This is a genomic window from Thermosulfurimonas dismutans (genome assembly GCF_001652585.1).
In the GTDB taxonomy this organism is placed as follows: Bacteria; Desulfobacterota; Thermodesulfobacteria; order Thermodesulfobacteriales; family Thermodesulfobacteriaceae; genus Thermosulfurimonas; species Thermosulfurimonas dismutans.
The window spans coordinates 40,290-63,799 of record NZ_LWLG01000015.1 but is presented as its reverse complement, the minus strand read 5'-3'; the positions used below and the strand labels follow the sequence as shown (position 1 = coordinate 63,799).

The 23,510-nt window shown below is 52.6% G+C and carries 18 protein-coding genes; 4 read left to right on the top strand and 14 right to left on the bottom strand.

Translation table 11 applies throughout. The features are described 5' to 3' along the window. From fusA to TDIS_RS08905, 4 genes are all read right to left on the bottom strand, one after another. On the bottom strand, positions 1–2,084 hold a 2,084-nt coding region (gene fusA, locus TDIS_RS08920), incomplete at its 3' end, for an elongation factor G (protein ID WP_068671454.1). An 88-nt stretch (positions 2,085–2,172) separates the two neighbouring features. Continuing rightward, complete coding sequence (gene rpsG / locus TDIS_RS08915; RefSeq protein ID WP_068671452.1) at positions 2,173–2,646, bottom strand: 30S ribosomal protein S7; 474 nt, start codon at positions 2,644–2,646, stop codon at positions 2,173–2,175. A gap of 13 nt (positions 2,647–2,659) precedes the next feature. Next, positions 2,660–3,031 (bottom strand): 30S ribosomal protein S12, encoded by a 372-nt coding sequence (gene rpsL, locus TDIS_RS08910; RefSeq protein WP_068671464.1) that lies wholly within the window; start codon positions 3,029–3,031, stop codon positions 2,660–2,662. A gap of 102 nt (positions 3,032–3,133) precedes the next feature. Further along, a complete protein-coding gene (locus tag TDIS_RS08905; RefSeq protein WP_068671450.1) occupies positions 3,134–3,535 on the bottom strand; it encodes a CBS domain-containing protein in 402 nt (133 codons plus the stop codon). Between the two features lie 86 nt (positions 3,536–3,621). On the opposite strand from TDIS_RS08905, the gene TDIS_RS08900 reads away from it, so the two are divergent. The 3 genes from TDIS_RS08900 (at position 3,622) to TDIS_RS08890 (ending at position 7,546) form a co-directional block, all read left to right on the top strand. Further along, on the top strand, positions 3,622–5,157 hold the full coding sequence (locus TDIS_RS08900; RefSeq protein WP_068671448.1) for a sodium-dependent transporter: 1,536 nt from the start codon (positions 3,622–3,624) through the stop codon (positions 5,155–5,157). A gap of 80 nt (positions 5,158–5,237) precedes the next feature. Beyond that, on the top strand, positions 5,238–6,572 hold the full coding sequence (locus TDIS_RS08895) for a replication-associated recombination protein A (protein WP_068671447.1): 1,335 nt from the start codon (positions 5,238–5,240) through the stop codon (positions 6,570–6,572). After that, a complete protein-coding gene (locus TDIS_RS08890) occupies positions 6,572–7,546 on the top strand; it encodes a tRNA dihydrouridine synthase (protein WP_068671445.1) in 975 nt (324 codons plus the stop codon). The genes TDIS_RS08895 and TDIS_RS08890 overlap by 1 nt, the downstream gene beginning before the upstream one ends. 3 nt (positions 7,547–7,549) lie before the next feature. On the opposite strand, the gene TDIS_RS08885 is transcribed toward TDIS_RS08890, so the two are convergent. From TDIS_RS08885 to TDIS_RS08840, 10 genes are all read right to left on the bottom strand, one after another. After that, complete coding sequence (locus TDIS_RS08885) at positions 7,550–8,935, bottom strand: ArnT family glycosyltransferase (RefSeq protein ID WP_068671443.1); 1,386 nt, start codon at positions 8,933–8,935, stop codon at positions 7,550–7,552. A 3-nt stretch (positions 8,936–8,938) separates the two neighbouring features. Then, positions 8,939–11,974: an efflux RND transporter permease subunit gene (locus TDIS_RS08880; protein ID WP_068671441.1), complete on the bottom strand. Its 3,036-nt coding sequence runs from the start codon at positions 11,972–11,974 to the stop codon at positions 8,939–8,941. Next, the gene (locus TDIS_RS08875; protein ID WP_161939512.1) at positions 11,971–12,975 is read right to left on the bottom strand and encodes a metallophosphoesterase family protein; all 1,005 of its coding nucleotides are present in this window, start codon (positions 12,973–12,975) and stop codon (positions 11,971–11,973) included. The genes TDIS_RS08880 and TDIS_RS08875 overlap by 4 nt, the downstream gene beginning before the upstream one ends. 4 nt (positions 12,976–12,979) lie before the next feature. Then, on the bottom strand, positions 12,980–14,026 hold the full coding sequence (locus TDIS_RS08870; protein WP_068671437.1) for an efflux RND transporter periplasmic adaptor subunit: 1,047 nt from the start codon (positions 14,024–14,026) through the stop codon (positions 12,980–12,982). A gap of 5 nt (positions 14,027–14,031) precedes the next feature. Continuing rightward, positions 14,032–17,073 (bottom strand): efflux RND transporter permease subunit, encoded by a 3,042-nt coding sequence (locus TDIS_RS08865; protein ID WP_068671435.1) that lies wholly within the window; start codon positions 17,071–17,073, stop codon positions 14,032–14,034. Continuing rightward, the gene (locus TDIS_RS08860) at positions 17,070–18,173 is read right to left on the bottom strand and encodes an efflux RND transporter periplasmic adaptor subunit (RefSeq protein ID WP_068671434.1); all 1,104 of its coding nucleotides are present in this window, start codon (positions 18,171–18,173) and stop codon (positions 17,070–17,072) included. The genes TDIS_RS08865 and TDIS_RS08860 overlap by 4 nt, the downstream gene beginning before the upstream one ends. Continuing rightward, positions 18,174–19,577: a TolC family protein gene (locus tag TDIS_RS08855; RefSeq protein ID WP_068671433.1), complete on the bottom strand. Its 1,404-nt coding sequence runs from the start codon at positions 19,575–19,577 to the stop codon at positions 18,174–18,176. Between the two features lie 69 nt (positions 19,578–19,646). After that, complete coding sequence (locus tag TDIS_RS08850) at positions 19,647–20,123, bottom strand: hypothetical protein (protein WP_068671431.1); 477 nt, start codon at positions 20,121–20,123, stop codon at positions 19,647–19,649. Between the two features lie 81 nt (positions 20,124–20,204). Beyond that, a complete protein-coding gene (locus TDIS_RS08845; RefSeq protein ID WP_084271044.1) occupies positions 20,205–21,620 on the bottom strand; it encodes a HAMP domain-containing sensor histidine kinase in 1,416 nt (471 codons plus the stop codon). After that, positions 21,610–22,296: a response regulator transcription factor gene (locus tag TDIS_RS08840; protein ID WP_068671425.1), complete on the bottom strand. Its 687-nt coding sequence runs from the start codon at positions 22,294–22,296 to the stop codon at positions 21,610–21,612. Before TDIS_RS08840 ends, TDIS_RS08845 begins: the two co-directional genes overlap by 11 nt. 134 nt (positions 22,297–22,430) lie before the next feature. Here TDIS_RS08840 and TDIS_RS08835 point away from each other — a divergent pair, with 134 nt between their 5' ends. Further along, complete coding sequence (locus TDIS_RS08835; protein ID WP_068671424.1) at positions 22,431–23,504, top strand: ArnT family glycosyltransferase; 1,074 nt, start codon at positions 22,431–22,433, stop codon at positions 23,502–23,504. The last annotated feature ends 6 nt before the right edge of the window (positions 23,505–23,510 follow it).

Genomic DNA, 23,510 nt, shown 5'->3' with positions numbered 1-23,510 from the left:
TATACCCCTTTCGCTTTCTTTATGATCTCATCGGCCAGATGCGCCGGCACCTTCTCGTAATGCGAAAACTGCATAGTGAAGTTGGCTCGCCCCTGCGTAAGGGATCGCAATTGTGTAGCATATCCAAACATTTCCGCAAGAGGTACAAAGGCCTTAATAACACGTACTACCCCTCTCGTCTCCATACCTTCGACCTTACCCCGCCTAGAGGAAATGTCCCCCAAGACATCTCCCAGATATTCCTCGGGAGTCACCACCTCCAAACGCATGATGGGTTCAAGGAGTACCGGATTGGCCTTTTTGGCTGCTTCCTTAAAACCCAACGAACCCGCAATGGCAAAAGCCATATCCGAGGAGTCCACCTCGTGATAACTTCCATCCACCAGTCTCACCTTAACGTCAATTACCGGATAGCCCGCAAGCACTCCTTGCTCCATAGCCTCGCGCACACCTTTTTCTACCGAAGGAATGAATTCCTTGGGAATAGCTCCTCCCACGATTTCGGACACAAACTCAAAACCTTTACCCTGATTGGGCTCCACTATGAGCTTTACATGTCCATATTGTCCACGACCACCAGTCTGCTTGATGTATTTCCCTTCGGCTTCTGCCACCGAAGTGATGGTCTCTTTATAAGCCACCTCCGGACGCCCAACATTGACTCCAACCTTAAATTCCCGCACCAGACGATCTACGATGATCTCAAGATGCAACTCTCCCATACCCCAGATGAGGGTCTGTCCGGTCTCCTGATCGGTCTGAACCCGGAAAGAAGGATCCTCGAGCGCGATCTTCTGAAGAGCATTGGCCAGCTTTTCCTGATCGGCCTTGGTTTTGGGCTCCACAGCTACCGAGATCACCGGATCGGGAATCTCAAGCTTTTCAAGCTCAATGGGCTTGGTTTCATCACAGAGGGTGTCTCCGGTGGTAGTTACTCGAAGACCAAGGGCCGCTACGATATCTCCGGCCTCGGCCGAAGTAATCTCCTCCCGATGTTTGGCGTGCATCCGCACCAGACGCCCAATCCTCTCCCGCTTCCTTTTGGTGGAGTTATAAACCGTAACTCCGGACTCAAGCTTCCCGGAATAGATCCTAAGAAAAGTAAGCGTTCCAACGTAAGGATCGGCCATGATCTTGAAGGCCAAAGCGGCCAGCGGCCCATCCGGATCGGTAACCCTTTCCTCTTCCTCCCCGGTATCGGGATTTACGCCCTTTACCGGAGGAATGTCCAGAGGAGAAGGCAGATAATCCACAATAGCATCCAGGAGAGGCTGCACCCCTTTATTCTTGAAAGCCGACCCACAGAGGACCGGTACCACCTTGAAGGCCAAGGTAGCTTCTCGAATGGCCTTTTTCAGCTCCTCTTGGGTAATCTCGTGGCCTTCAAGGTATTTTTCCATAATCTCATCATTTATATCTGCCAGCGTCTCAATAAGGTTGGTTCTATACTCCTCGGCCTTATCCTTGAGATCAGCCGGAATCTCCTCATAATGATATTTGGCCCCGAGAGTCTCTTCCTCCCAAACAATAGCCTTCATATCAAGGAGATCCACTACTCCCACAAAACTATCTTCCGCCCCGATCGGAATCTGCAGAGGGAGAGGCGTAGCCCCGAGCCGCTGCTTGATTTCATCCACCACCCGCTCGAAATTGGCCCCCAACCGGTCCATCTTGTTCACAAAACAGATCCGAGGCACCCTATACTTATTGGCCTGACGCCAGACAGTTTCAGACTGGGGCTCTACTCCACCCACAGCACAGAAGATCACCACCGCCCCATCAAGGACACGAAGACTACGCTCGACCTCAATAGTAAAATCCACGTGCCCAGGAGTATCGATGATGTTGATACGATGATCCTTCCAGAAACAAGTGGTAGCTGCCGAAGTAATGGTAATACCGCGTTCCTGCTCTTGAACCATGAAGTCCATGGTGGCGGTGCCTTCATGCACCTCACCAATCTTGTGAGTACGACCAGTGTAATAAAGAACACGCTCGGTGGTAGTAGTCTTCCCCGCGTCGATATGAGCCACAAAACCAATGTTACGCGTATATTTTAGTCTTTTTAGAGCCTCACTATCCATAACCTACCCTCAACCTCCTTATTAAAAAATCAAAATAGCAGTCCCCTACAACCGAAGGACTTAAGAGACACCTCCAACCAAAAGACAACTACCAGCGGTAATGCGCGAAGGCCCGGTTAGCCTCCGCCATCCGGTGCGTGTCCTCCCTCTTCTTTATGGCCGCCCCTCGCTCATTATAAGCATCCCAAAGTTCATTAGCCAAACGCTCCATCATCGTTCTTTCAGAACGCTCACGGGCCGCCTGAATAAGCCAACGAATAGCCAAAGAAAGCTGCCTCTCCGGCCTCACTTCCATAGGCACCTGATAGGTCGCACCTCCCACCCGTCGAGAACGAGTCTCAAGTAGAGGCTTACAATTCTCGACCGCTTTCTCGAAAATCTTCAGCGGATCCTCTCCTTTAGCCTTCTCTTTCAAAATATCCAGAGCTCCATAAAAAATCTTTCGGGCCACATTCTTCTTCCCATCCCGCATGAGACAGTTCACAAACTTGGCCACCAACACACTATTGTATTTAGGATCAGGCAAAATCTCTCTTTTAGGAACCGGACCTCTCCGTGGCATGACTCAACTCCCCTTATTTCGGTCTAGGAGCTCCGTACTTGGAGCGAGACTTTCTACGATCCTGAACACCGGCAGCATCAAGAGCCCCACGGATTATCTTATAACGCACTCCAGGAAGATCCTTAACACGCCCACCCCTCACTAACACCACCGAGTGCTCTTGAAGATTGTGCCCAATCCCCGGAATGTAGGCCGTCACCTCAATACCATTAGTAAGCCGAACACGAGCCACCTTCCGAAGAGCAGAATTGGGCTTTTTGGGCGTGGTAGTATACACCCTTACACACACCCCACGCTTCTGTGGACAACCTTCCAACGCCGGCGACTTGGATTTGCTTTTCCTCTTTTTACGCCCAAACCTTACCAATTGATTAAAAGTGGGCATAACCTTTCCCCTTCTCAAAATCTCAAAAAATCCCCCTCGGGACATCCGTCCCGCAAAAGGCGACCTTTTATATACCTAGGGTTTTCGGCCTTGTCAAGCGGGCTATTGGCTCTCAGCCCGAACGAGGTCTATAGCCGAAAGAACCCCAACAGGCACTAATTTACCACCGTGTGAAGAGAGAACCAAGAGTCGGTGAACACCATAGTTTACCATTTTGGCCGCAGCTTCTTTGAGAGTGGCCGTACCCTCGATGGTATAAGGTTTGGGGCACATCAAATCTTCCGCCACTAGGTTGAAAATCTCAGCCCCTTTTTTGGCCAGAGCCTCGATAATATCGGAATGGCTAATCACACCCATGAATTCGCCTCCCGGCGCCGTTACCACTACTGCATGCACTTTATTTTCGGTCAATTGTCTCAATATTTCTTCAAAACTAGCTTCCATACCGACCGTAATTACCCCTCGGCTCATAATTTCTGAAACAGTAATTTTAGTAAAATCCACTCAAAACCTCCCCTATTCAGAGTTGAAATTATTATACCTCTCTTTTATAAAAAAGTTTATCCCAAAAATCGGATGAGGAGTTAAAAATGGCACAAAGGGAACGCTGGGGCTCGCGGATCGGCTTGATTTTAGCCATGGCCGGAAATGCTGTGGGTTTGGGGAACTTCCTGCGTTTCCCCACTCAGGCGGCCCAGAACGGTGGCGGTATCTTTATGATCCCTTACATGATTTCGTTACTTCTTATCGCCATTCCCCTCATGTGGGTGGAATGGGGCATTGGCCGCTACGGCGGCGTCCGGGGACACGGGACCACCCCGGCCATCTTCGGACTTCTTTGGAAAAACCCCATCGCCCGTTATGTAGGTATCCTGGGGCTATTCGTGCCTTTTGTAGTCTCGTGCTACTATGTCTACATCGAAAGTTGGACCTTAGGCTACGCCTTTTTCGCCCTTACCGGGAAGCTTCCCAAGATTTCAGCCGAGGTGGCTGCTTCCTCTGAGGCCTATCTCAAACCTTTCAAAGAGTTCCTCCTCCAATATACCGGCATGGGGGCCGAAGGATTCTACCGCCCCTCGCTTGCGGCCTACCTCTTTTTTCTCGTCACCATGTTCCTAAACTACACCATCTTGATCAGGGGTATTTCGGGTGGGATAGAGAAATTTGCTAAGGTGGCCATGCCGGTGCTTTTTGCTCTCGCTATCATCCTCATGATGCGGGTCATAACGCTTGAAACCCCTCTCGGTAGCGCCGTTCAGGGGCTTAACTTCCTCTGGGAACCTAAGTGGCAGGAGCTTGGCAACCCTAAAGTCTGGCTCGCAGCCGCAGGTCAGGTCTTTTTCACCCTGAGTCTCGGCTTCGGAGCTATCATCACCTACGCCTCCTATCTCAAACGTAATGACGATCTTACCCTTTCGGCCCTTACGGCTTCCTCGCTTAACGAATTTGCGGAGATCGTCCTCGGAGGCTCCATCGCTATTCCGGCGGCGGCGGCCTTTTTCGGAGTAGCGGCCGCCCAACTCATCGCCGCTAGTGGGGCCTTCAACCTCGCTTTCGTAAGTCTTCCGGCCATCTTCGCCAATCTTCCGGCGGGCTCCCTCTTGGGCTTTTTCTGGTTCATCCTCCTCTTCTTTGCTGGCATTACCTCCTCGGTGGCCATCACCCAACCGGTGATAGCCTTCCTCGAGGATGAATTCGGTTTTTCCCGAAAAAAGGCCGTAACCCTCACCATGCTTACCCTTTTCGTCTTGGCCCACTTCGCCATCCTGCTTCCCAAGGCCTTGGATGAAATGGACTTCTGGGCCGGAACATTCTTCGTAGTGGTCTTTGCCTTGTGCGAGGTGGTAATCTTTTTTTGGGCCTTCAATCCCTCGACCGCTTGGCGGGAAATTAATCGGGGCGGCTTTATAAAACTCCCACGGATCTTCTTTTTTATTATGCGATATGTGACGCCGTTTTTCCTATCCATCATCACCGGTTGGTGGATTTTCAAGGAGCTTCCGGGGTATCTTAAGGAGGCTTCGCCTACTATTTGGGTTACGAGGTTCCTTCTGGTGGCCATCTTCCTGGGTTTTGGGGTGCTGGTCCATCTTGCCAGAAGAAAGGAGAAGGCCCATGAAAGGTAGTGCCCTTCTTTTCATGCTAATTTCGTGGAATATTGTTACCAGTCTCTGTACATTCTGTTTCACCAGGATGTTTACGGTAAGTGGCTCAGCGGAAAAAAGAACACGGAAGCGAAAGTAGCCTCTTTGCTCCTAGGCCACCGCTGGCCGAACGGCTTCGGCCCCGGAGCTTTTCTGAATTTCTGGGGCAAAGTCACCTCCTAGGCAAGGACCGACTTCTAAGCCGTATTGTCTCTCAAAAAAAACTCCCTTCCCTCATCCTCTGGGGGCCACCAGGCTGCGGTAAGACCACGCTCGCAAGGCTTCTGGCCAAGGAGATAGGGGCCAGATTGATTACCCTCTCGGCTGTGGACTCCGGAGTAAAAGACCTTAGAAAAGTAATAGAAGAAGCCCGTCGGATGGCTACTTTAGGCCATAAGACCGTACTTTTTATTGATGAGATCCATCGCTTCAACAAGGCTCAGCAGGACTTTCTTTTGCCGTATGTGGAATCCGGTCTGGTGACTCTCATCGGAGCCACCACCGAAAACCCCTCCTTCGAGGTCATCGCCCCCCTCCTTTCCCGCTGTAAGATCCTGGTCCTCAAACCCCTGAGTTCCGAAGACATCCGCAAACTCCTTGAAAGGGCCTTAAGTGATCCCGAAAGGGGTTACGGTAGGGAGAATATCGAAGTTGAACCGAAGGCCCTTGATCTCCTCGCCCAGGCCGCCGAAGGTGACGCCCGGGTGGCCTTAAATATGCTTGAGACCCTGGTGGAGAGCACGCTGCCCAGAGAGGACGGTTCTCGTCGGATCGGAGTTCTCGACCTCGAGAGGGTCTTCCTCGAAAAGCCCCTCCGCTACGACAAGAGCGGGGAGGAGCACTACAACTTGATATCAGCCTTTCACAAGAGCCTTCGGGGAAGCGACCCGGACGCGGCTTTGTACTGGCTCGCCCGTATGCTTGAGGCCGGGGAGGACCCCCTTTACATCGCCCGCAGGATCGTGGTGGCGGCCTCCGAGGACGTGGGAAACGCCGACCCCATGGCGCTAGTGGTAGCGGTCTCTGCCAAGGAGGCCTACGAGTTTCTGGGAAGTCCGGAGGGAGAGCTGGCGCTGGCTCAGGCCGCGGTCTATGTAGCCTGTGCACCCAAGAGCAACGCCGTCTACCGCGGCCTTTCGGCCGCCAGGACCGACGCCCGTCGCCACGGGGCTCTGCCTGTGCCTATGCACCTGCGCAATCCGGTAACGGCCCTCATGCGGGCCCTAGGCTACGGCCGGGGCTACAAATACGCCCACGATTTTCCAGAGGGGTTCGTGGAGCAGCAGTATCTCCCGGACGAACTCCGAGACCGTCGCTACTACCGCCCTACGAACCGGGGCTTCGAGAAGACCATCCGGGAAAGACTTCTTAAGTGGTGGCGAGGGAAGAAAGGTTAATGCGGGCTACCCTCTTCCTAGCTCCCATGGATGGGCTCACGCATGTGGCCTTCAGGCGGCTCGTGGCCCACTACGGGCCGCCGGACTTCTTCTACACCGAGATGGTGAGCGCCAGGGCCATCGTGCACCAGCCTCCGGAAAGGGATCCCTACCTCTTCTACACCGAGGCCGACCGGCCCCTTATCGCTCAGCTTGCCGGAAGGGAGCCCGAGGTCATAGTCCAAGCCCTGGAACGGCTTGAGGCTCGCTTTGACTTCTATGGCTACGACCTAAATTTCGGCTGCGCCCGGGGACGGGCCAAACGCTACGGCTGGGGTGCGGCCCTTCTTTCGGAGCCGGAGCTCGCCCGCAAAATAGCGGCCGGGGGGCGTAAGATGACCCGCAAACCCCTTTTCGCCAAACTTCGTTCCACCCCGGGGCACGATCTCAGGCGGCTCATCGCCTTTGCGGAAGGGTTGCTTGCCGAAGGGGTTGAGATCCTGATCTTACACCCCCGGGCTCCGGAGGATGGTTTCCGGCGGCCGCCTCGGTGGGAAGAAATCGCAGCCTTGAAGCGTGAAACCGGAGCCACAGTCATCGGAAACGGGGACATATTTTCTCCGGAAGACGTCCTCAGGATGCTTGAGACCACCGGCTGTGACGGCGTTATGATTGGCCGTACGGCCCTCCTTCGCCCCTGGATCTTTCGGGATGCGAGGGCCTTTCTCAAGGGAGACCCCATACCCGAGGCACCCAATCCCTTTGAGCCGGTCTTACTCATGGCTGAACACCTGAAGCTCCTGCCCGAAGAATGGCGGGAGAAAAGGTTCAACCTCTGGCTCTTCTGGTATCTCCAAAACTTCCCCTTCGGTCTTTACTATTTCGGACGGGTGCAGAAGGCACTAGGAATTTCTGAAAAACTCGCGGTCTTAAAAGACCTCCTTTACCGCGAGAAAATACCTCCCTACCCCGCTCGTATCCGCCAGAACCGGTAAACTTCAGGAAAAAACAAAGATCAAAAGGCGACGTTTTTTTCTGTAGAATGGAGAAATCTCGGCGAGTTTTCCAAGGTCTGACCTAGGCAAAGAGACCTCGGCCCCGGGGATGGTTTCCACTAAGAGCACAAAGGGGGGCTTGAGACCCTTGAGATCTTCTTCTCTTACCACCGGAATAGGGCCCCCGTGATAAAAGACCAGAAGATAGTTGGGTTCCTTTCGGTAACTGTAATAGGGATAAGGCAGGGATAGATAGGGCCTCGCCGCCGATAGAGAGTCGAAGCGGAGCCGGTTTGAATGGTATTCCATAACCAGAGTACCGGCCACCATCATTAGAACTATAAAAGAAGTCCCGACCATAAATTTTCGTATTGGAAAGGCTCGGTTTTCAAGCTGGCTGAATATCAGGCGGGCAAGGAACAAGGCAAAGAAGGGGTAAAAAGGAAGGAGATACTTGCTGTATTTGGCGGCCGTAAAGCTGAGAAGGGTAATCGGCACCAAAAAAGATAGGAAGATAAGGGACTGCTGGCCACGCAACGCCTCCCGCAAAAACTTCCCCGGACGGTAAAGCAAAGCCAAGGTCCAAGGCATGAAGGCCAGAAGAAGAGCCCCTGGGTAATGCCAAAAGGGATCCCTTTTGCCGGTGGAAATCCTTCCAAAGATGTCGGTATAGATGAATTCGTAAAAAGCCGCGGCCGAAAGCTTTTTGTAGGCGTAAAAATACCAGCCGCAGACCGGAGCCAGAAGAAGAAACCAACCCAGGGGATTGAAAAGTACCCGCCAGATCCGGCGATCTTTGTAGAGGAGGCCGTAAATCGCCAGCGGCGGAAAGAGAAAAAAAATGAAAGGGCCCTTGGTTAGGGCCGCCAGTCCAGCCACAAAATATCCCAGGTAAAGGAATCGGCTTTTCTCCTCGGAGAGGTAGCTCCAGAAGAAATAGAAGCTTAAAAAATAAAGAAAGGCCAGCAACATATCGATTTCCACCCGGTGAGAGAAGAAAAAGAACTTGGGAGCAGAAATCAGGATTAGCACGGAAAGAAGGGCTATTTCCATGCGGCTACAAACCTTTAGGGTCAGGCGATAGAGAACAATTCCTATGCCAAGCGCCGAAAGAAAAGAGGATATCCTTAGCACAGCTTCCTTAACACCAAAAAGCCAAGCGAAGACGCCTGTTATCCAAATATGAAACGGGGGTTTCACCACATAAGGCTCACCATTGAGGCTAGGAATAAGCCAGTTTCCGAGTATTACGGCCTCTTGAACGATCTCTGCCCGACGGGCTTCCTGGATGGAAGTCAAAGGAAAAGAAAGGGGAACCACATACAGCACTAGAACCATTAAACAGGGAGCCCAAAAAGCTCTAAAAGCCGCCTTCATTTGGGTTACCATAAGCTAACTTGTACTCCCAAAAACTTCTATGCAGGGCACCAGAATAAACGAAACCAGAGTAGCCGTCACGAGGCCTCCTATAACAGCTATAGCAAATCCTCGAAAGTACTCAGCTCCCGCTCCGAGGCCCAGGGCCGTAGGAATAAGGGCAAAGATAGTTGTCAGGCTGGTAAGGAGGATTGGCCTGAGCCTGGTCTGAGCCGCTTCAATCAGGGCCTCCTTTCTGTCCATCCCTTCCCTTATTTTTTGTTCGGCAAAGTCGAGAAGGACGATGGCATTGTTGACACAGATTCCTATAAGGGTGAGCACGCCCATGGCCACCGAGATGTTCAGGCCCTGACGGGTTATCCAGAGGGCCAGGATAGCCCCTACCAAGGAAAAAGGGGCCGTAGTCAATATCACCAAAGGGCGTTTCCAGGACTTAAACTCCGCAAACAATATAAGATAGACAAAAATGATAGCCCCGGAAAGGATAAACATCATCTCCCACAGGCTCCTTTTGAGAACCTTGTACTGTCCGGTCACCTCCACCCGGTAGCCCCGGGGAAGCGAAAGGGCCGCAAGACGCCTCTTGAGGCTTGAGGCCACCTTGAATAGGTTCCCCTCCACTTCGGCCAGCAGGGTGACCTCCCGTTCACCGTTGAGCCTGGTGATCTCTCCGGGGAGGTATTCCACCCGGATATCAGCCACCTTCCTGAGGGGTACCAGTTCCCCTTTCGCTGTCCGGATAGGTAGAAGGGCAAGTCTTTTTAGGCCGAAAGCCTCGGGCCAATCAAATTCGAGAAGGACATCGATCTCCTCCCGCTGTCTCACGATGCGTGTGGCCTCAAGGCCCCCAAAGGTGGCCCTCAGGGTGGAAAACACCTCCTCCAGGCTCACCCCGAAACGGGCAAGGTCGGGATACCTCAGCCTTACTACGATTTGAGGCCTTCTTGTCTTCAGGGGATTGACCACATTGGTAATGGCCGGATCCTCGTCCATGATCTCTTCTACCTTTCCGGCCAGGTACGCCAGGGTGTCAAGGTCTTCACCGTAGACAGTCACCCCGAAGAGGGCCGGAAGCCCGGAAAGACTCTCGTCCATCTTCTCCTGGGTGGGCTGGTGATAAAGAAAGACCACCCCGGGAAAGCGAGCATAAGCCCTCTTGAGATCGGCCATGATCTCCTCTACTCCCCGGTAACGTTCCCCCTTGGGCTTGAGCTTGATCATAATTTCTCCCCGGTTGACACCCTCGATCTGGTAACCCACCTCTGGGGAGCCGGTGCGACGATACACACAGGCCACATCGGGATCGGTCATGGCTAGGCGGACAAGCTCTTCTCCAATTCGATTGCTCTCCCTGAGAGAGGTGCCTGGGGGCATGATGTATTCTACCAGGATGGCCCCCTCGTCCACCGGAGGGAGGAGCTTTGCCGAGCCAAGAAAGACCGAAAGACCGGCCAAGGTAAGGCCCCCCATACTCAGAACGATCACTTTACGGGGATGATCAAGGCTATAGGAGAGGACCCGAGATAGGAGACCCCTCAGACCCGTGAGAAGCCTCCCGGCCGGGGGCCGGAGGGGTTCCCGCACCGGGGGCATATTCCCGAGAAGCACCGGGACCAACGAGAGGGAAAGGATGAGGGAGACTAGGAGGGCCAGACTCACCACCAAACCGAAGGGCCGCAGGAAAAGGCCGGCGATACCGGTCACCAGGGCCAGGGGGAGAAAGGCCGCCACAGTGGTGAAGGTCCCGGCGGCGTCGGGCGGGGTGATTTCTACCGTGCCTGCCAAGGCCGCCTCTGGGGATGCTTTCCCCATCTCCAGGTGCCGGGAGACGTTCTCCGTGACCACAATGGCGTCGTCCACGATCATCCCCACGGCAAGCGTGAGCGCCGAAAAAGTGATGACATTGAGCGAAAGCCCCAGGATCTTCATTAGGACTAGGGTGACCAGCAGGGTGAGTGGGATGGTGGCGGCCACTATGAGGGTAGGCCTCATCGTCCCTATGAAAAGATAGAGGACGGTCACTGCCAGGGCCGCCCCGAGCAAAAGATCACTGGAAATGGTTTCCCGGGCCTCTTTTATGATCTCTGACTGATCGTAGAATTTTTTGATCTTTGTTCCCGGAGGAAGGAGGGCCTTGAATTCCTCCACCGCGTTTTCCACGGCCCGGGCGACCTCAATAGAACTAGCACCGGGTTGCTTACGCACGTAAAAGGCCACTGCCGGTTGACCGTCTCCCCTGACCTCGTAATGCTTGGGAGCCACTCCTTCAAAGACTTCGGCCACCGCCGAAAGAGGAACCGCCTCCCCATCGGCGCTCTTTAGATAGAGGTTTTTCAAGTCTTCAATAGTTTGCAGACGGGCATCTCCACGGATCACATACTCCCGTCCACCTCTAGTAAGGAAACCGGCTACCTCAGAGGCATTGTGGCGTCTTAGAGCTAGCTCGAGATCCGAAATGCCGAGTCCGAGACGGGCAAGGGCCTCTGGCCTTACCCGGATAATAAAGGCCCGCCTATCACCCCCAAAGACCTCCACCGAGGAGACCCCGGGAATACCCATGAGCCGATTGGTGAGGGTAAACCGGATGAGATTTCGCAGTTCCACGAGGTCCTTCGAGCCGTAGACCACATATCCGAGCACCTCCTGAAGGGTGGTACCGATGTTTTCGAGCCTGGGGACGGCCCCGCGCGGCAAGAGACCAGCGGTCCGGGCGAGCCTCGCCTGAACGAGTTCTCGGGCCTCTCTGACCGAAATACCAGGGCCAAACTCCACCGTGACCTTGGAGATGCCCTGAACCGAGACCGAGGCCACCCGTTTGACCCCTGGTAGGCCTCGCATTTCGTCTTCAATAGGGCGGGTAACGAGAAGTTCCATATCCTCGGGAGCAGCCCCGGGATAATGAGTAACAATGTTTACCACCGGAAGATCAAGATTGGGGAAAAGATCTACCGGCAGGTGCCAAAGGGCGTACACCCCGGCAAAAACGATGGATGCAACCAAAAGAAGCATGAGGGGCGGTCTGTCAATAAGCCAGCGCAGAAATCCCCTCATTTGCCGGGTCCTTTTCGAAATTTTTTCCAGATCAGGGGAAAGATTAGCCCCAAAACGATCATCCACAGGGCCGCTTCTAACCAATGAGGGTCAAAGAGATAGGTGTAGACAAAGTAAAGGGTATGATCGAACCATTTGGGGCCCGGAACGAAAATGGGTTTCACTTCCACGTCAAGAACACCGTTTATGACCTTTACTTTGAGATAATGGTAGAAGAAATGTCTCGGATCCCCGCCGTAAAGTCTAGCTCCTGCCCCGCCGGTGATGGTGTAAGGAATGCCATTCCAGTTTCCATGAAAATAACCATGGATGTGTCCGGCAAATACGTGAGAGACCCCGTAGCCCCTAAAAACCCTCGAAAGAAATTTGGCCTCTTTTTCGGGTAGACAGTGGTATTCGTGAGGCCGGGGATCATAAAGGGGAATGTGGAGAAAAACCAAACGGTGGTCGCAAAGGTCCCGGCTCTTCCTGAGTTCTCCTTCAAGCCAGGATCTTTCTTTGAGGTTAAGCTTTCTTGCGGCATCATCCAGGATCAAGAAACAGGTCCTTCCGATACGAAAGGAGTAATAAGGCCGGCCGAAGATCCGAGTATAAAGCGGATAACCGCCTCCTTTTAGTTCGTGATTGCCGATGACCGTAACTAGGGGTTTGTGAAGGTTCTTTTGGATAAGATCCAAAAAAAGGGAATACGATGTCTTGCTTCCTGAATGGACCATATCTCCCAAGGCAATGACAAAGGAGATTTCAGGATCTTGGTCAATGTCCCTTAAGAGGCTTTCAAAGGCATAGATGCTGAACTGGCTATCTCCAAATACGGCGAATGAAAAATCATGCGGATCCTTAATCCTTATTCTAGAAAGATTGCGAGTATTCCAATCTGTAGCTGGAAGGGCGCAAACATGTTCATAGAACTCAAGCCCGAGAATGGCTCCCAACGCACCCAGAAGAACAAAGAATCGCAGGGATATTCTCCTAGCTTCTGTAAGAGGCACCTCACGCACCTTCCTAATCGGGAACTCTGTAAATCCGACTAAAATCTCGATAAAAGAGTTCGTAGGCCCCCTTAATCACCACCTTTTCCCCTTCTCTGAGACCAGAGACGACCTCTACGAAACCATCCCCGGAAAGCCCGGTCTTGACCATCCGCTTCTCAAACCCCTTTTCGCTTTTGACGAAGACGTAAGCCCTTTCGGCTTCGTCATAGACGAGGGCCTCTTCGGGGACGGCCAGGGCCTTTCGATGTTCCTCGAGGATCACCACTCCCCTCACGGGCTCACCCGGGGCCAGGGACCTTGAAATATCCCTCCCTTCGAGAAAGACCGTTATCCCTCCCGCCGGGGTCCGTTCGGGGGCCACCCTCGCCACCCTGGCGGAAAGGGTGCGGCCCGGAAGCTGGATCAGGGCCGGTTTGCCGGAGAGGCTGACGCCTTCCGGGGGGAAGACGATGGCCTTAACCCAGAGAGCCTTCGGGTCCAAGACTTCAGCCAGAACCGCTCCCTTTTCCACCCTCTGACCGATAGAGACCCTTCGCCGGGTAAAGATTCCCGAAATCGAGGCCCTGATCCGCAGCCGGGTTTCAAAAAGGTATAGTTCGTTTTTCCGGGCCACAAGTTCATTTTTGAGTTGCAGAAGATGCTTTTCGGCGTTAAGGAGCTCTCCGTAAGGGATGATCTTGGCCTTAACTCCTTCCCTCTTTAACCTCACAGCCTCCTCGGCCAAAGAGATTTCCTTTTCAAGAACGGCCACTTGTGACCTTAGGGTGGCAAGCCTCCTTTTCACCTCCGGGCCGCCCAGGACGAAGAGGACTTCTCCGGCCCTCACCCGGCTCTCATCGGGAACGCCTATCGAGACGATCCGACCCGGCGTGAGCGCCGTTATCCTTACGCTCTTTTTGGAAAACACCTTCCCCACAAAAGGGACAGTCCGACGAAAGTCTCTTCTCACCGGGGTAGAAACTTTGATGAGAGACGGTTCGACCTTGGCCGCTTCTACGAATTGGATCAAAGATATAATCAGAAAAAATACGCAAGCGACCGAAAAGATAGTCCTCATTTTTCTTAACCTGTTTGATATTCTCTTTTAATAAGCGCCAATAAGGCCGGCAAAACCACGAGGACCAGCGGCAATTGAAGACAGAGACCAGAAATTATGGCGATGGCCAGGGGCTTCAGCATAGCTGCTCCCTGACCAATTCCGAGAGCCAGGGGCATAAGGGCCAAAATGGCAGCCACCGTGGTCATGGCCACCGCCCGCAGGCGATTTCTCCCGGCAAGGATCAAGGCCGTTTTATACGGTACATGGCGCGGAAGCAGACGATATTCGGAGAGATAGAAAATGGCTGTTTCGGTAACAATGCCCACGATCATGGTAAGCCCCATCATGGAGGAGATATTGATCTCGGTATGGGTAATCCAGAGACCTACAAAGACTCCCGCCAGAGACAAAAGGATGGTTGCCATTACGGCGATAGCCATCCGGAAACTTTCATAGAGAAATAGGAGAAGCAAAAAGACCAGAAGCACCGCGGACACGAAAACGGCCAAAAGCCCGGCAAAGGCAATTTGTTGCTGACGGTAAAGACCACCGAGCTCATAATAGACCCCTTTGGGAATGAGTCCCGGACGATTAAGCACCCTCTTTACATCCCGGATGACCGATCCCATATCCCGACCGCTGATACGTCCGGTAACGGCCACCATCCTCTTTAGGTCTTCGTGCATTATCTGGGGTTGACCGGTGAGCACCTCCACCCTGGCGATACGCCTCAAAGGGAATAGATGTCCATCGGGAGCCCGCAGGCGGAGGGCCTCGACCTTGGAAGCGGTATCTCTGAGATGGCTTGGGATCCAGACTCGAACTCCCACCATTTTGGGAGTCTTCTGAATCTGGGTGGTGACCGCGCCACCAAGGTAATAAGAGAGCATTCTGGTTACCCATTCGGGATCCACTCCTTCAAGGGCCGCCCGATCCCGGTCAACATGGATGACCAGGGCGTCGCCGGCCAGAACGATCCCATCTCTTACATCCACCACGCCGGGGATCTTTCTTATTTCTTCGGCTACTTTGGGAGCCAGTTTCCGCAAGAGAGTACCGTTATCGGAAAAGAGCTTTATCTCTATGGGCTGCGGGACAGCCGTAAGATCTCCTATGAGATCTTCCATCAACTGGGCCATCTCGATCTCAAGCCCTGGGACCCTGCGCTCTATACGGCCTCTTATGTCCTCCATCACAGCCTCGATATCCCTCCGGGGTGGGGGCTTCAACCGGACGAAGAAATCGCCCTCGTTGGCCTCAGTAATATGGCCCCCCAGAGATAGTCCGGTCCTCCGGGAATAGGTCTCTACGTCTGGCGTCTCTTGCAATATCATCTCGACTTGACGCAGGAGACGATCCGTTTCGGTAAGAGAGGTCCCAGAAGGAGCTCGATAATCAAGGACAAACCCTCCCTCATCCATTTTAGGCATGAAGCCAGAGCCTAACCGATGATAAGCTATCCAGCCGATACCCACCAAAATCAAAAGTACTGGAATAATGAGCCAGGATCGGGCCATAATGCTCTTCATGAAACTCTCATATCTTTCATAGAACCGGGAAGCCCATCTCCCGGGCCTTTCCTTTTCGGCGTCTTTCTGGGTAAGCAGATGATTTGCCAGGATAGGAACCCCCAACCAGGCCACAAAAAAGGAGATCAGAAGGCTTGCGGCCATGGTAAGAGAGAGGGCCTTAAAAAAGGCCCCGGTTACCCCGGAGAGAAAGGCCAGGGGAGCAAAAATGATGGTCGTCGAGGCCGAGGAGCCGGCAAGCGGCCTAGAAAGCTCCCGAACAGCCGTGGCGATCCCAAGCTGCTGATTGGCCAGTTCTCCAAGCCTTCTTACGATATGTTCCTCCATGACGATCATGTCGTCGATGATGAGACCCACGGCCGCGGCCAGGCCTCCCAGGGTCATGATGTTGAAGCTCATGTGGAGGACGTAGAGGAGGATGATGGTAGCTGCGAGGACACTCGGAACCAAGACGGCGGCAATAAAAGTCATCTTGAGGTTCCGCAAAAACAGCCAAAGGACCAGGGCGGCAAAAAGGAGGCCTATAAGCACCGCATCCCTTACGCTCCCGGCCGCCGAGAGGATGAGCTCGCTCTGGTCATACCACTTGGCAATTTTGATTCCTAGGGGAAGATGTTTGCGAAATTCAGCCAGCTTTTTCTTGACCTCCTTAGCTATCTCAACGGTATTACCCCGAGGTTGTTGATAAATTAGGAGGAGTACGGCATCGTGGCCGTCGGCTGTGACCCTGATCCATTGAGGAGCGGTACCTCGGCGCACAGTAGCAATATCGTCCAGACGAACAAGTCCATTCTTGCCGGCCCGGATGATGGTCTCTTTGATTTCTTTCAGGCTCTGAAAGCGGGTGTCCGAGATGACTAGATAGAGTTTATAGTGGTCTTCCAAACGTCCTACGGCCTTGATGACATTGGCCGCTGAAAGGGCCCTGGCAACATCGTCTATCGAAAGCCCCAAGGCATCCAGCTTGGCCGGATCGATCATGACCTCGTATTCTTCCTCCGCCCCTCCTTGGACTCCAACCTTGGCCACCCCTTTAACGGTGGAAAGCAGAGGCCGTAACTGGTAAAGGGCTAGATCTCTCAGTTCAACCAGAGAATGGGTGTCAGAGGTGAGACTATAGGCCAAAACTGGAAAGACGGTGGGGTCCATGCGCCTTACGGTGAAAGAAGTTCCCCGGGGGAGGCGGGGAAGGACCTGGTTTATGGCCGATTCTACCTGAAGCATGGCCGCCACCATGTCTTCTCCCCAATCGAAGTTGATGGAGATATCGGCGCTGCCTCGGCTGGTAGTTGAACGGATGCTTCGTACTCCAGGAACAGACCTGATGGCCTCCTCCACCGGGCGGGTCACCTCAATGGCCATGCGTTCCGCGGGTCGGTCACCGGCCTCTAGTTTCACCTCCACGCGGGGAAAATCCACGTGGGGGAAGAGGGCCACCGGGAGTCTAAAACTGGCAGCCAGTCCTCCTAGAGCCAATATAGCAATCAAAAAGAGAATCGAACGGCGGTGGCTTTGCATCCACTCAACCACATTCACTCTATTTTCTCCGTCCGAACGGCTATTCCGTCTTCAAGTTCATAGTTCCCAAGGATGACCACCAAATCTCCAGGATGGAGATCCTGGCCGATAACCTCCACCTGAGATTCGGTTTCCAGACCTATCTTGACCGTGTGTTTCCGGGCTCGACCATCCTTGATGGTAAAAAGGACATAATGATCTCCTTCCGGAAGAACCGCAGAACGAGGAACAAGGAGAGCTTCTTTAGCAGCAACGATTATCTCGCCCCGGACATACTCATTAAGAAGTAGGTCTTTGTGAGAGACAGGGACTACAAAGACGTTCACCAGCCGAGTTGAAGGATTCACCGAGCGGGAGACGGCCCGGATAATGCCTTCTATGGCAGACTTAGCCGGTCTGTTAACCGGGAAAAGTCTTACTTTTTCTCCGGGTTTCAGGCGAGAAATATCCTCTGGTTCGGCTCCTAGTCTGACTTCAAGGGCCCCTCCGGTTACGATCTCTAGCAAAGGGCCTCCTGCCGGGACGATGGCTCCTTCTTGGACATAAACCTTGCCGACGATCCCGTCTTGCGAGGCCTTGAGGGTCTTGGTCTTTCCGAGTCCCTTCTTCTTGAGACTTTCGAGCCTAAGTCTAGCCTCCTGAAAGGCCTGTTCCGCCTGAAGCAATTCCTGATTAGTGGCCAATTTAAGAGCCTTTTTCTTTTTGACCTGGGTGAGTTTCTTTTTAGCCATCTTGTAAGCCGTTTGGGCCACCTCAAGCTTCAAAAGGCTATCTGGACTTGGAGCGAGCTCAAGCAAGGGAGTTCCGGGGCTAATCTCTTCGCCCTCACTCACAAAAATACGCCTTACCTGGCTTTCAAAAGGGATCGAGATAATCTCCACCGCTCCTGGAGCAGGGATGACCGTTCCGTAAGCTACCTCAGTCTCGGAGATCTCTCCCTTTCTTATTCGAGCAACCTTTACGGCGACCGTCTTTTTAAGAAATGTTTGGGGATAGCGGTTATCGTTTTTAGAACTCGGAAAGGAGTAACCAGTTAAATGCCAGAAGATGGCCCCTATAAGATGGGCCAGGATTAGGATAGCCAACCTTTTTTTGTTTATCCCGAATCTATCTTTCATTTACTTCATATCTCCTTTGGGATTAACAATTCCCAACGTCTTGCACCTCATCGGAAGGTAAACCCCGGAGGCGATCTCCAGGGCCACCCCGAGGTCGCTTTGTGTCTGCCTGAGCCTAAGAAGTTCGAGACGTTTGAGCAAAAGTTCGTTTTGCAGCCGGTAGTAACCAAGAAGATCGGCATTTCCCTGATGGAGGGCCTCCTTATAAGTGACAAGCAATCTTTCGAGGGCTGCTACGGCCTCCTCGGAAGCAACGATCTTTCGGCGCACAAAGGCCATTTTTTCAAGGATTTCTGCCACCTCGGCTCGGGCGGAAAAGAGTCTCGCCAGGTATTCGTCGTAGAGCTTCTTGCGGGTGGCTTCCTCCAGGGCAATGTGGGCCTGGCCCCGGTCAAAGAAGGGAAGCTCTATGGAGACCGCCAATCCGGTGGTGATCACGTCTCCGGTATCCTTGGCCCGAATAAGACCGATTCCTATTTTGGGAAACTGGGAAAGCACCGCGGCCCGAAGACGTTCGTCCTGGGCCTGATAGCTCATCTTTAAGGCCAGGAGATCGAGTCTCCTTTCCGCAAGTCCGGAAAGAAGTTTCTCTCTTTTGATGGGTGGGGGCCAGGAGAGGAGCCGGACATCCTTTTGAATCTTCAAGTAAGTGTTCGGAGGAAAACCGAGAACGCGGTTTAGTGTAAGCCTTTCCCGGGCCCTTTCCTCTCTCGCGGTTTCAAGGTCAAGCCTTATCTTCTGGTAGGTAGCCCTGGCAGCGGCCAGATCGAGAGCCGTCTTTTCTCCAAGGGAGACGGCCCTTTCGACCAAGGCGAGGTTCTTTTTTAGCTCCCTTTCGGCCTCTCGTAAAAGGGCTACCTTCCTTTCGGCCCAGAGTAGACGCAAGGCGTGAAGTTTAGCGGCCTCGGCTACCTGCCATTCCTTCCAGGCTACGTTGAGATCAACCGCGGCCCTTTCCGCCCTGGCCGAAGAAACCCTGGCCCCCCTGGTAAGTAAGGCGGTTATCTCCCAGTCAAGCTGAAGACTGTAGGCATTTACCGTTCCGGAAGTCACCCCTGCCGTGGGGACCTCATAGCTTAGCGCAAGCTGAGGGTTGGGAAGGAGCCCGGCCTGAAGTAACTGGGCAGAGGCTATCTTCTTTTCGTCCCTTACCGCCCGGAGCTCGGGATTGGCCACCACGGCCAAAATGGCGGCCTCATCCGGAGAGAGCCCGTCCTTTAGATCGAACTCTACGGGCTTGAGAAGGGGATGTTTTATCCGAGAGGCCTCTATTTCCAGAGCTTCGGTATCCGGGCCTTTAAGGACCGCCTCTTCCGCCTTCCGGTCAAGAGGCAAAGGATGATAGACCGCACAGCCCGAAAGCATAAAGAGAAATAAGATGCAAAACTTCCGATATTTTTTCATAATTGGCTGTCAGAGCGGGGTTGGTAGGCCTCGAGATAAGACCTTTCCGTTCTTCTCCGAGGCCAAAGTCTAATCTTCCTCAACTTCTTGTCTCTCGGCAGTAATCTTGAGAATAATCTTCCTGGCCTTCGAGAAATAAGGCAGCTTGATGGTAAAGTAGCCGAACTTGTGCCGTTTACTCCTCAGGATCTCCGGCACGGTAAGGACATCCTGTCGGGCCAGGACCGCATTTCCGGCACCCACCAGGGCCGCTTCCACCTCCACCCCGGAGAGTACGGTATGGGAGAGGTTGTGAACTTTTCCTTTGATGATCAGGGTGTTTTCCCTGAGTTCACAGTAGAGGTTCTTGAGAACGGTCTTTTCCTCGAGTTCATTCTCTAGTAAGACCGGGAGGGGGCAGTTTTCCGCCTGGATGGTTTCATCACCTACCGCTTCGTGTTCCTTATCCTGGCTCGCCCATGAAGCTTTTCCCATAACTAACAACCCCAAGCCGATAAGCAAAGTAATCAGGAATCTTAACCACTTGCTTTGACTCTTTCCCTTCATGACAACCTCCTTTGGTAGAGGTCTATAGGGAAAGATTAAAACGGTACAATTAGAGAAAGATTGAAAACAGATTAAAAATTCTTAATCTTCTACGATCTCTTTTGCAGGATGGGTCGTTTCGACTGGTAACGTCTGGGGCAGGACTATGTAAAAGACGGACCCCCGACCGGGTTCGCTTTCTACGCTAATCTCCCCCCCGTGGGCCTCCACGTAGGCCCGAGCCAGGGAAAGCCCGAGACCACGCCCTCTTTCCGGACCTCGGCCGCGATAAAACCTATCAAAGATCCGAGATAGTTCCTCGGGAGAAATTCCTCGCCCGGAGTCCTGAACCTTAATTACGAGGTCTTCGCCCTTTCTTTTGGCTTCTACCCGAATACGGCCCCCAGAAGGGGTATATTTAAAGGCGTTGTCCACCAGGTTTAAAAGGGCTTGAAGGAACCTGGCCCTGTCGGCAAAAAGGTAAAGATCTTCATCGGGATAGCGGATCTCGAAATTAAGGCCTTGGCTGACAGCTAGTTCCCGAAACACCTGATCTACCTCTTCAAGGATATCTTTTACAGGAAATCGCTCCCTTCTGAGTTTGAGCAATCCCGTTTCGGCCTCCGAGAGGTCAAGAAGGACATTCAGGAGATGAAGAAAACGGTCACTTTCGTAAAGTATGCGGACTATCAGTTCTTCTCGTTCTTCGGGGTCTCTCTTTTCAAGAGCCCTTTCGGCCAAAAGTCGGAGATGGGAAAGAAGGTTCTTGAAATCATGGGCTAGATTGTCGAAGATTTGAAGAAGTTCCCGAAAGTAGAGATCCAGTTTCTCGAGCATGGAATTGAAAGTCTCGGCCAGCCGGTCGGGCTCATCTCCCCTACCCGAAAGGGGAACCCGTCGGGAAAAATCGCGGGCATCCACAATGCCGCGGGCTACTCTTTCTATCTCCAAGATCTGTCTCAGGGATCTCTTGGCAAAGAGGAAACCCATAGGAAAACTTATCAGGAGGGCCACCACCCCTGCCCACAAAAAGGCCCTGTGGATCTGAGCTAAAATTCTCTGGTTGAAACGCAAGGGCACCGCCATCTCCATACGGTGTTCTCCAAGCCTCCAAACTACGGCCCTTACCCTTCCGAGGGAATCAGTAAGATCAAAGACAAAGAACTTCGGGGATTCGGAAGCTCTATCGGGCCATGGGAGAGTCTTAAAGACGGAATTGCCTACAGAAAAGACCTCCCTGCCTTCGGAGTCCAGTATCCGAAAGAAAAAATTATTTGGCCCTTCCTCTGCTAGCTCCGCCGAAGCCAAGGATTTTAAAGCCGGGAGGCCCTTGCGAAGATAGATAGTCGTGATTTCGGAGACATCCTCCTTGAGATCCTGATCCAGATTTTGAAGCAATTTGTGAGCAAGAATTAGGTGGACCACTGCAAAAACCAGACCCGTGGCCACCAGAAAGAGGGAACCGTAAAGGACCGCTAGACGAAAGGCCAGGCTCTTTGTCGGCAACTTAATCTTCATCCGTAAAGGTATAGCCCACCTGGCGTATGGTCCTAATGGTAGGGCGGGAATCCCTTCTCAAGCCGAGCTTTTCCCGCAAACGACAAATATAGACATCCACGATGTTCGACTCTGGTGAAAAATGATAGCCCCAGATCTTTTCCAATATCTGAATCCTGGTGAGGACCCTGCCTTTGTGTCGCATCAAATACTCAAGGAGCGCGAATTCTCTGGGTGAAAGTTCGACTCGCTTTTCTCCCACCCGGACCTCACGGCGCAGAAGGTCGAGCCTTATAGGACCGGCCGAAAGGACTTCCTCCATCTCCGGGGACTGAGAGGCCCTCCGTAAAAGGGATTTCACCCGGGCTAGCAATTCTGCAAAAGAAAAAGGCTTAGTTAAATAATCGTCGCTTCCGAGTTCAAGTCCCCGCACCCGATCGTCCACCGAACTACGAGCACTCAGAATTAGAATGGGCAACCGTGGCCGGCGTTTTCTCAATTTTTTTAAGAATTCGAATCCGTCCATATCTGGAAGCATTAAATCGAGAATAACCAGGTCCACTTCGGTGTTAAACAGGATTTCATAAGCGGCAAAGGCATTAAGAGCTTCTTCTACCGAAAAACCGGCCTCCTGTAATCCCCTAGAAACAAATTCCAACAGATCCCGATCATCCTCAACCACTAAAATCTTTCTCATAACGTTTTTTTAAGCACGTTTTCCTTAAAGTTTAATTAAAGCTCCATTGAGAAATTTTAATCCAGTTTTAACCCCGCCTCAAAAAGAATTCCACAAAATCAAGGTGAAATTTGGTTGCTAGGAGGCTAAAAATCTTGAGAAATTCAGTCTTTAAGATTTTTATTCTAGCCTTGGTCTTGGGCCTTTGGTTTCAGGGGACTCGGCCTTATATGGGGCGAGACGAACATCGCTATACTGAAATTGCTCGAAATATGCTCTCTAGCAAGTCTTTTCTAATCCCATACTGGAAGGGACATCCCCATCTTACTAAACCTCCTCTATTTTATTGGACTATAGCCCTGAGCTACAGGGTTTTTGGAGATAACCGCTGGGGAGCGCGAGTTCCTAACGCCTTGGCCTTTGCCATAACGGCCGCGGCCTTGGCAGCCATTGGAAAGAGGCTCTTTGGAGAAGGAGTGGGCTTGCGAACCGGGAGCCTCTATGCCACCACTCTTACGCCCTTTGTAGCCGCCAATATCGTCACCCCCGATACCCTTCTGGTTATGTGGGAGACCTTAGGGGCTTGGGCCTTCTTTAGGGTTCCCCATCTTGCCTGGGTCTTTTGGGCTCTAGCTTTCATGACCAAAGGAACAGCGGTACTTCCGGTAATGCTCCCTTTCCTGTGGTATGGCTGGGTAAAAAGAAGAGACTGGCAGGGACTCTTTTTAGGAGCCCTGGTCTTTTTAATAATAGCTCTTCCCTGGTATCTATATGTTCAATTCCATTTTCCTTACTTCTGGGAGGTCTTTCTGAAGGAACAAGTTACGGGAAGGCTCTTTCACAACTACTTCCACCGGAATAGTGCCTGGTACGCCCCGTTTTACCTCTACCTACCTCTCCTTACCGTAGGTGCTGTACCGATCTTCCTTTCCCTGCTAAAGAATGGACGGTCCCTCGGATCTTTCCTAAAAACCTCGGAAAAAGTCCGCATCGTGGCCTTGTGGTTTCTAGTACCATTTACAGTCTTCTGGCTGGCTAAATCCCGCCTTCCGCTCTATATCTTGCCCCTCTTCGGCCCCTTGAGCCTTCTGGCCGCCGGTCTTGAACTCCAAACCGGAAACCGTTTACCCAAAAAGGCATTTATGCTGTTCTGGGTAGGACTCCTGTTGGCCATCAAAGCTGGTAGCTCCATATATTTGAAAGCTCATGTTATATTTCACTCGCCATGAGAGAAC

Coding starts and splice junctions, on each gene's coding strand:
- TDIS_RS08860 (WP_068671434.1), bottom strand. CDS start 18,173: ATGAAAGATAGATTCGGGATAAACAAAAAAAGGTTGGCTATCCTAATC.
- TDIS_RS08880 (WP_068671441.1), bottom strand. CDS start 11,974: ATGAGGGGATTTCTGCGCTGGCTTATTGACAGACCGCCCCTCATGCTT.
- TDIS_RS08885 (WP_068671443.1), bottom strand. CDS start 8,935: ATGGTAACCCAAATGAAGGCGGCTTTTAGAGCTTTTTGGGCTCCCTGT.
- rpsL (WP_068671464.1), bottom strand. CDS start 3,031: ATGCCCACTTTTAATCAATTGGTAAGGTTTGGGCGTAAAAAGAGGAAA.
- TDIS_RS08855 (WP_068671433.1), bottom strand. CDS start 19,577: ATGAAAAAATATCGGAAGTTTTGCATCTTATTTCTCTTTATGCTTTCG.
- TDIS_RS08845 (WP_084271044.1), bottom strand. CDS start 21,620: ATGAAGATTAAGTTGCCGACAAAGAGCCTGGCCTTTCGTCTAGCGGTC.
- TDIS_RS08840 (WP_068671425.1), bottom strand. CDS start 22,296: ATGAGAAAGATTTTAGTGGTTGAGGATGATCGGGATCTGTTGGAATTT.
- rpsG (WP_068671452.1), bottom strand. CDS start 2,646: ATGCCACGGAGAGGTCCGGTTCCTAAAAGAGAGATTTTGCCTGATCCT.
- TDIS_RS08870 (WP_068671437.1), bottom strand. CDS start 14,026: ATGAGGACTATCTTTTCGGTCGCTTGCGTATTTTTTCTGATTATATCT.
- TDIS_RS08850 (WP_068671431.1), bottom strand. CDS start 20,123: ATGAAGGGAAAGAGTCAAAGCAAGTGGTTAAGATTCCTGATTACTTTG.
- TDIS_RS08890 (WP_068671445.1), top strand. CDS start 6,572: ATGCGGGCTACCCTCTTCCTAGCTCCCATGGATGGGCTCACGCATGTG.
- TDIS_RS08900 (WP_068671448.1), top strand. CDS start 3,622: ATGGCACAAAGGGAACGCTGGGGCTCGCGGATCGGCTTGATTTTAGCC.